Genomic DNA, 7,315 nt, shown 5'->3' with positions numbered 1-7,315 from the left:
GAGGCACTGCTGCGCTCGGCGGAGGCGGCACTGCTGGGGGCGCTGCGGCGGGAAATGCTGGAGAAGCCGCAGGTGCCCTCGCTGCTGGTGTCTTCGGCGCAGCTCAAGTCGATGCAGCTCAGCTCCCCCGAGCGCTACCTGCTGTCGCGCATCGACGGCAAGCGCGACCTGGGCGGCATCATCGGCATGTCCCCGCTGAAGGAGCTGGACGCGCTGAAGTACCTCCAGTCCTTCGTGGACTCCGGACTGGTGAAGCTCACGCCGCGGTAGGGCCCGGACCTCTCGAAAGGAAAACGGATGCGAGCGGGTAACGCGCGGGTGGGAAGTGCATGGTGCTTGGCGTGGGTGCTGGCGCTGGTGTGCACCGGGTGTGTGGAACTGCGGAATGCGCTCTCCCCTCCCCCGAAGTCCGTGACGCAGCAGGCCCCGGCCCAGGCACCGGTGCCTTCGCCGAAGTGCCCGGAGCGCATCGCCCAGGAAGCGCCGCTGGAGGCGGAACTCGTGCGTACGGTGGGGCCCCGCTCCTTCGTTCCCGGCTTGACGCTGCCGCAGCTCGGCTTCGAGCGGCCGCCGGAGGGGCCCGAGGTGCGGAGTTCCTTCCAGGCCCAGCTCTCGCTCGCCGACGGGCCCGTGGAGTTGGTGGGGGTGACGCTCCAGAAGGGCGCGGGCCTGATGGTGTTGCGCCCGGGGGAGGACGGCTACTGCGTGGTGAACACCTGGTCCACGTGGCAGTTGGAGGAGGTCCAGTACACCCTGGACTCCTCCTGGACGTCGCCGGACGGCCGCACGGCCATCCTCCTGCTGAAGCTGGTGGTGGCTCCGGGCACTCCGGCCGAGGAGCCGCGGTGGGTGGTGCTGGGCACCGACGGGTGGCGCGCCTGGGTCGCCCTCGGTACGCCGCCCCAGCACCAGCTCCTGGTGCCCTCGGTCAGCCTGCGGCCGAAGGGCAAGCAGCTCTACCTGGACGTGAAGCTGGAACGGACGTCGCGCTTCACGCTGGGCAAGGACGGACGCTTCATCACGGGGCAGTAGCCGAGCGAGGTGCAGAGCGGCTGGGGGCTACTTGGTACCCGTCCGATTGAAGGGGACAAACACCTCATAGGCAATACCATACGAGGTGCCCAAGACCCTGCGATACCAGTTACTTCTTGACCGCCAGGAAGGTGACCTCCACCGTCGCGGTCTTCTCCAGCCACGTGTTACCGCTGATGCTCACGTTGATCTTCTGCATGGCCTGGGGCTGGTTGCAGTCCAGATTGAGGTAGCCCGTAGCCGAGCCGGAGTCCGTCCCGCCCCCAAAGCCGTACTCGTACTCCCACATCTCGGCCTTGAGCGAGGCCATGCCCGTGTTGTCGATGCTCACGGTGTGGACAAGGGTATTCATGGCCACCGTTGCGCCCTGACTGACCTTGACGTTGCCGGACGACGGGAAGTTGGCCGAGTAGAAGTCGTTCACGGTGAAGCGGGAGCCCAACTCCAGCTCGCCCTCGTAGTTCGCGGTCCCCGTGCGCTGGTCCCTGCTGATGAAAGCGCTTTGTGCATAGATGTTGAACTCGCACAGGGTGAGCGCACGCGGGCCCGCCTCGGTGTCCCCGGTCATGACGCCGGCCTGAGGATTCTCCACGAGTTCACCCTCAGGCCCTCCGCATGCGGCCAACATCGACATCGAGATCGCAGTCAGAAGCCCGCTCTTCCAGGTGGCGCGAAACATGTTTCCCCTTCTATTCACAGCAACGTTTATCTATCGCGCGGGGCGACTCATTCACTCGCGCGGGCATTGCTGATAGCGGATGTTCCAACCCTTGGGTAGGAGCTGACTGGGCTATACGGGGTGGCTGACCGATGAGCAGGCAGAGAGACATACCTACGGATTGGTGAGTGCTCACGGGCCTTGCTTGCAGACATCTACAAGCAATACCCCCGGGAAGGGCTTCAGACACCGCGTACGGCCATTTGCTCCTAGTCGACTGCGAGCACCTACTTCGCCAGAGCCGGCTCCGTGGGCAGCACGAAGCTGGTGACGAGCAGCGCGCCAGACACTCCGGCGAGGACGCCCGAGAGCGTGAGCCGGGTGTTGGCGCTGCTCCGGAGCGCCCTCGCCTCGGCGTAGGTCCAGGCGGAGACTCCCGGCGCCCGCTCGTCCTGGAGCCGCGAGGCCTGGACCAGGCCCAGCGCCAGGAAGGTGACGGCCGCGGCCCCGGCCACCCCGGCCCCTACCCGGGTGACGGTCACGGGCAGTGGCGTGGGCTGGGTGAGCGCGTTCACGCCGGAAACGGACGAGGGGGACAGATTCACCGCCCTGGGCGTGTCCGTCGGGTCCTCGAGCCCCGGGAGACCCGTGACGGTCGTCTTGAGCTCCTGGCTGGCGCTCTGGAAGGCCGAGTCCAGCTCCGTGGGCCGCAGGGCGGACACGGTGTAGCTCCGCTTGAAGAGAACCTGGCTCTCGCGGGTCTCTATCAGCGTGATGCGCATGGGCAGGTCATCGAAGACCTTGCTCGAGTCGATGGTCACCACCGCCGCCACGCCCAGGTCGCGTCCCAACCGTGCGAAGCATTCGGGCTTGCCCTGGCAGCCCTCCGGGGAGCGCTGCGTCCCGAGCCGGGCGACAGCCTCGACCGGGTCCATCGTCACCGGCAGTCTCGCCTTCTGGAGGGCATTGGAAAGCCGATCCGCCAGGGTGACGGCCTCGATGGGCGTGAGGCCCTCGTTGCGGGAGACCATCACCACCATCCCCTTCGCCTCGGTCTCGCCCGCCGGGGCGGGGGTCTGCGCGACGAGCAACGCCAACACCAGGGAAAACATGGGGGCGCATGCTGGCATACGCCGCGCCCCGAGGCGAGGACGTCAGTGTCCCAGGTACTGGCGCTCCCAGATGTCGAGGTTGCGCTGTACCTGCTTGCGCTCCTCGGAGGTCGACGCGCTCTCGGCCCTGACGCGGACCTTCTTCAGCAGGCCGCGCGCGCTCTCCTTCTCATCCACGGGCAGCGAGCTCGCGCGCAGCTTCCGCTCCAGACGCTCGATGCGCGTGAGCAAGGGCGACTTGCGCTCGGTGCTCACCCTGGACGGGCCTCTCACGCTGGGAGGGGCGGAGGTCTCGGCGGGGGTGGCGGGGGCGGCGGGCACCACGGCCTGCGTGACAGCCGGGGCGGGGCTGGGGTTGGTCTCCGGCGGAGGGGCCGGGGTCTCGGCCACGGGAACGACCGTGGGGGCGGCCACCGGCACCGGGGCCGGACGGCGCAGCATCAACAGCGCCCCGCCCGACGTGAGCAGCAACAACCCGGCGGCCACTCCCACTACCCGAGCGGTGCGGGAGCGTGGCGGCGTGGCGGGCGGGCTCGCGCTCACCGCCGGTGCCACCTGCTGAGGCGGGGGCGCTGGCCGCACGGGTTCCGCGCCAGGCAAGGCCAGGCTGCGCGTCTCGCGGGAGGGGCGCGCTCCGCTCGACGGCGGAAGACCGTCGGCGACTTCCAGGAGCACGGCCCGCACCTCCTGCGCCGTGGGGCGGGCCTGCGGGGCCTTCTCCAGCAGCTTCAGCACGAGCTGCGCGAGCGCGGGGGGCAGTTCCGGCCGCAGCGTGAGGGGCGAGGGCGGCGTGTGCTCCAGGTGGTGGACCAGGTACTCCGCGGCGACCCGGGCCGTGAAGGGCAGCTGCCCGGTCAGCAGCTGGAAGAGGAGGATGCCGAACGCGTAGAGGTCCGTCTTGGAGCTGACCGGATCTCCGCGCACCTGCTCGGGCGCCATGTACTCCGGCGTCCCGATGATCAGCCCGTTCAGGGTCTGCTGCGAGAGCGCCTGGTCCGCGGACGTATGCTTGGCCAGGCCGAAGTCCAGCACCTTCACGTAGGAGCCGCCGCCGGGTTGCCGGACCAGGAAGATGTTGTTGGGCTTGAGATCGCGGTGGATGACACCCGCCTGGTGCGCGGCGGTGAGCGCGTCCAGGATCTCGTCGGCGAGCCGGATGGCATCCTGCACCGGGAGGGTGCCGCGAATGGAGAGCCAGGTGTCGAGCGGGGTGCCCTCCAGGTACTCCATGACGAAGTACTGCCGACCATCCGGCGTCTTGCCGAAGCTGAAGATGTCGATGATGCCCCGGTGGTGGATGGCGTTGACCGCGCGGGCCTCGGCCAACAGCCGCTCCACGTACATGGACTGGTCACCCACCTCGGGCCGCAGGACCTTGATGGCCACCTGCTTGCGGATCAGTGGCTGCTCGCCCCGGTAGACGAGGCCCATGCCGCCGATGCCGATCTGCTCCAGGATGACGTACTCGCCGAGCTGCATGCCGATGAGCGGATCGGTGAGCGGGGCGCTCGGCGGCGTCGGGTTGGCCCTGGCCTTGGCGGCGGCACCGATGGCCGGCATGGTCTGGGCCACGGGCATCGGTGCGAGGGTCCCCGCCTCGGGCGAGGCGACGTGCGGGCCGGGCTGGGGCCTCAGCTGCGCTCGGCTGGCGGGCACGCCGTCACCGAGCACCGTACCGTCCTGGGGGCACTTCTCGGTGCCCTGGGCGACGTGCAGGCCACAGGTGGGACACTCTGTGAGGGGGGGCTGGTCCATCGAAACCGGCCGGGACCTTATCAGAGAACCCGCCCCGGGCGGCGGAGACATGAGCTCCCCTGCCTGCCCGGCGGCCCGCCCCACTCACGGTTGCATCCGGAGGACCGTCCCGTTGGTGCCCGCCACCCAGACGGCGTTCGGCGTCACCCACACCGCCCGCAGGTTCTCGCTGACCCCGCTCACCTGCGGCGTCCAGGTCTTCCCGTTCCAATAGGTGATGCCGCCGTTGTCACCCACGGCCCACACGCTGTCGGCGCTCCGCCCGGCGATGGCGCGCAGCGTCTGGGTCACCCCCGTGGGGACCAGGGTCCAGGCCGTCCCATCGTAGTGGTAGGCGGCTCCGTTGAGGCCCACCGCCCACACGTCCCGCGCGCCCGTACCCCACACGCCGAAGAGGCCCGTCGACGAGGCCAGCTTCTGGCTCACCCAGTTCCCCGAGCTGTCGCGGTGGAAGATCACCCCACCGGCCCCCACCGCCCACACATCGGCGGAGCTGGCGCCCCAGACGGCGTTGAATTGAGCGCTCGCGGTACTGGCGTTCCCCTCGGAGGTCCAGGTGCCCGCTCCCTCGCGACGCAGGAGGAGGCCCTTGTCGCCTACCGCCCACACCGGGGCCATGCCCGTTCCCCAGAAGGCATTCACGCCGCTCGGGAACGAGGGGCTCTGGGTCCACTGGCCGTTCTGGCGCAGGTGGATCTTCCCGGTGCTGCCCGTCGACGTTGGATTGTTCTCCGCCACCAGCAGCATGTCCCCGCTCCCCCAGAGGGCCCTGAAGGTGCCCTGCTCTGGAGGTGCCACGGGTGACCAGCGGTCGTCCCCACGGCGCATGACCAGGTCGTTGTCCCCGGCCGCCCAGAGGTTGAGGTCATCGCTGCCCCAGACGGCGTTGATGCCGCGGGCCACGCCGCCGGGGATCTCCGACCACTGGCCGTCCGCCCGCCGTACGATGCTGCCCCCGGTCCCCACGGCCCAGAGCGCCGTGTCATTGCCCCAGATGGAGTTGAGCACCTGGGGTGTGCCGCTCGGCTCGGGGGTCGCCGTGCCCACGACGTAGATGTTCGAGGCGGGGCCGACGACGCGCGTGACACCGGCACTGGTCCACACGCCATTGAGCTGGGTGGTGGACGTCGCGAAGTTGGAAGCCGTCCATGTCGAGTTGGCATAGGTGGCGAGCAGCCCCCTGCCCACGGCATAGGCGGTCCCGGCATCCGCTCCAGCGGCGATGGCCGTCAGGTCCACGGACGCCTTGGCGTAGACGGACCAGCCCCCATCCACACCGTGCGCGAGGATGCCGCCCCTGCCCACCGCCCAGGCCTCGGTGGACGAGACAGGCCACACGGCCAGGAGCTCCGGCGCGGGATTGGTGCCGGCGTCCCAGGACTGGGGGCTCCACTGCTGGCCGTTGAAGGTGTAGATGGCGCCCGTCTGTCCCACGGCGATCGCGGACGTGTCCGAGGACCCTTCGATGTCATTGAAGGTCAACTGCTCGGCGAGGGCCTGGGACGTCCAGGTCGAACCGTCCCACTTGAGCAGGGCCCCTCCCGCGCCGGCGAACCACCACGTCTTGCCCGCGGCGGGCCAGGCGGCGCGCAACTGCTGGGAGTTGCCGGGCAGGATGCGAGCCCAGCAGGTGCCATCCCAGTGCAGCGCGATGCCCCTCTCCCCCACGGCCCAGACGTCCGTGGCGGACCTGCCTCGGACGGTGTTCAGGTTGCGGCCCTCGGAGAGCGGGTTGTCCCAGCACCAGTTGGAGGTGGAACAGGTGGGGAGCGTCGAGGTCTGGGGGCAGGCGTTGCCCGTGCCCGCATCCGACCCCGCGTCTGGCTGGCCTCCAGCGTCTGGCTGGCCTCCAGCATCCGGCGTGCCCCCGGCATCCGCCTGCCCGAGCACCTCACACCAGCCCCCACTCCCGCAGACGTACGGCTCGTCCGCGGGGCCACTCAGCCCGTGGCAGTCCTCGTCGGACGAGCAGGAGAAGGACTTCGTGGGAAGCTCGACGCAGTGGAGGGACGACAGCGCCCCCAAGGTCAAGGCCAGCAACTGTCCCCAGCGCCAGGCACGCGTGTTCGTGGTCACTCCGATTCCCTGTTGGTGGTCTGGGCGGGACCATAGCGCGTCGCGGCATTTACGCGGCGCGTCATCCATCATGACGTCGAGCGGCTCAAGCCCTGACCCATCCGGGAGCCTGTTGGAGTCAGGGGTGGGTGCTCGCCCCGCGCTGGAGTTCCTCCAGCAGGGCCTTGCGCTCCGGGCCCGGCGGCTCGCGGACCCGCGTGTCTCGGAGCAACTCGAGTGCGCGCTCGGGCCGGCCGTGGTTGACGTGGAAGCGCGCCACATTCAGCAGGTTCTGCTCGGTATGGGCCAGTTCCAGCGCCTTCTCGAAGGCGGGCCCCGCCTCGTCAGGACGCTCCAGGAGATCCAGCGAGGCGGCCAGCACCCCGTGGGCTTTCGCGTAGCCCGGATCGAGCTCGACGGCCCGCCGGGCGCACTGCTCTGCTTCGACCGCCCTTCCCCTCTTCAACCACACCTGGGCGGCGTTCGTTTGAAGCAGGGCGCTCCCGGGCTCCACCTCGAGGGCGGAGAGGAACAGCGACTCCTCGTCGCGCCAGTCCTGGTGCCGCCACTGGACCGCCAGCGCGTTGCCCGTGCCCACCGCCACCACCAACCCCCAGACCATGGCCGGCCGCGGCAGGCGTGCCGCCACGCGGGAGGCCGCGTACATCAGCGCCAGGACCGCGCCCATGAGCGGCGCGTAGAG

6 protein-coding genes and 1 pseudogene are annotated in these 7,315 nt (G+C 69.7%); 2 read left to right on the top strand and 5 right to left on the bottom strand.

Features of this window, described 5'->3' with window-relative positions; genetic code table 11:
• Together VF794_RS04135 and VF794_RS04130 are read left to right on the top strand one after the other, a co-directional pair.
• A pseudogene (locus VF794_RS04135) lies at positions 1–270 on the top strand (hypothetical protein); the annotation flags it as partial.
• A gap of 27 nt (positions 271–297) precedes the next feature.
• The gene (locus VF794_RS04130) at positions 298–1,032 is read left to right on the top strand and encodes a hypothetical protein (RefSeq protein WP_331107871.1); all 735 of its coding nucleotides are present in this window, start codon (positions 298–300) and stop codon (positions 1,030–1,032) included.
• A gap of 109 nt (positions 1,033–1,141) precedes the next feature.
• Here VF794_RS04130 and VF794_RS04125 read toward each other — a convergent pair whose 3' ends face one another.
• From VF794_RS04125 to VF794_RS04105, 5 genes are all read right to left on the bottom strand, one after another.
• Complete coding sequence (locus tag VF794_RS04125) at positions 1,142–1,624, bottom strand: hypothetical protein (RefSeq protein ID WP_331107870.1); 483 nt, start codon at positions 1,622–1,624, stop codon at positions 1,142–1,144.
• A 353-nt stretch (positions 1,625–1,977) separates the two neighbouring features.
• The gene (locus VF794_RS04120; protein WP_331107869.1) at positions 1,978–2,802 is read right to left on the bottom strand and encodes a hypothetical protein; all 825 of its coding nucleotides are present in this window, start codon (positions 2,800–2,802) and stop codon (positions 1,978–1,980) included.
• Between the two features lie 42 nt (positions 2,803–2,844).
• The gene (locus VF794_RS04115) at positions 2,845–4,557 is read right to left on the bottom strand and encodes a serine/threonine-protein kinase (protein ID WP_331107868.1); all 1,713 of its coding nucleotides are present in this window, start codon (positions 4,555–4,557) and stop codon (positions 2,845–2,847) included.
• Positions 4,558–4,641: 84 nt separating this feature from the next.
• Positions 4,642–6,633: a hypothetical protein gene (locus VF794_RS04110; protein ID WP_331107867.1), complete on the bottom strand. Its 1,992-nt coding sequence runs from the start codon at positions 6,631–6,633 to the stop codon at positions 4,642–4,644.
• A gap of 118 nt (positions 6,634–6,751) precedes the next feature.
• On the bottom strand, positions 6,752–7,315 hold a 564-nt coding region (locus VF794_RS04105; RefSeq protein ID WP_331107866.1), incomplete at its 5' end, for a hypothetical protein.

This window comes from Archangium sp., from assembly GCF_036389735.1.
Classification (GTDB): Bacteria; Myxococcota; Myxococcia; order Myxococcales; family Myxococcaceae; genus Archangium.
The sequence above is the reverse complement of the archived record's forward strand: the minus strand, read 5'-3'. Positions and strand labels throughout refer to the sequence as shown.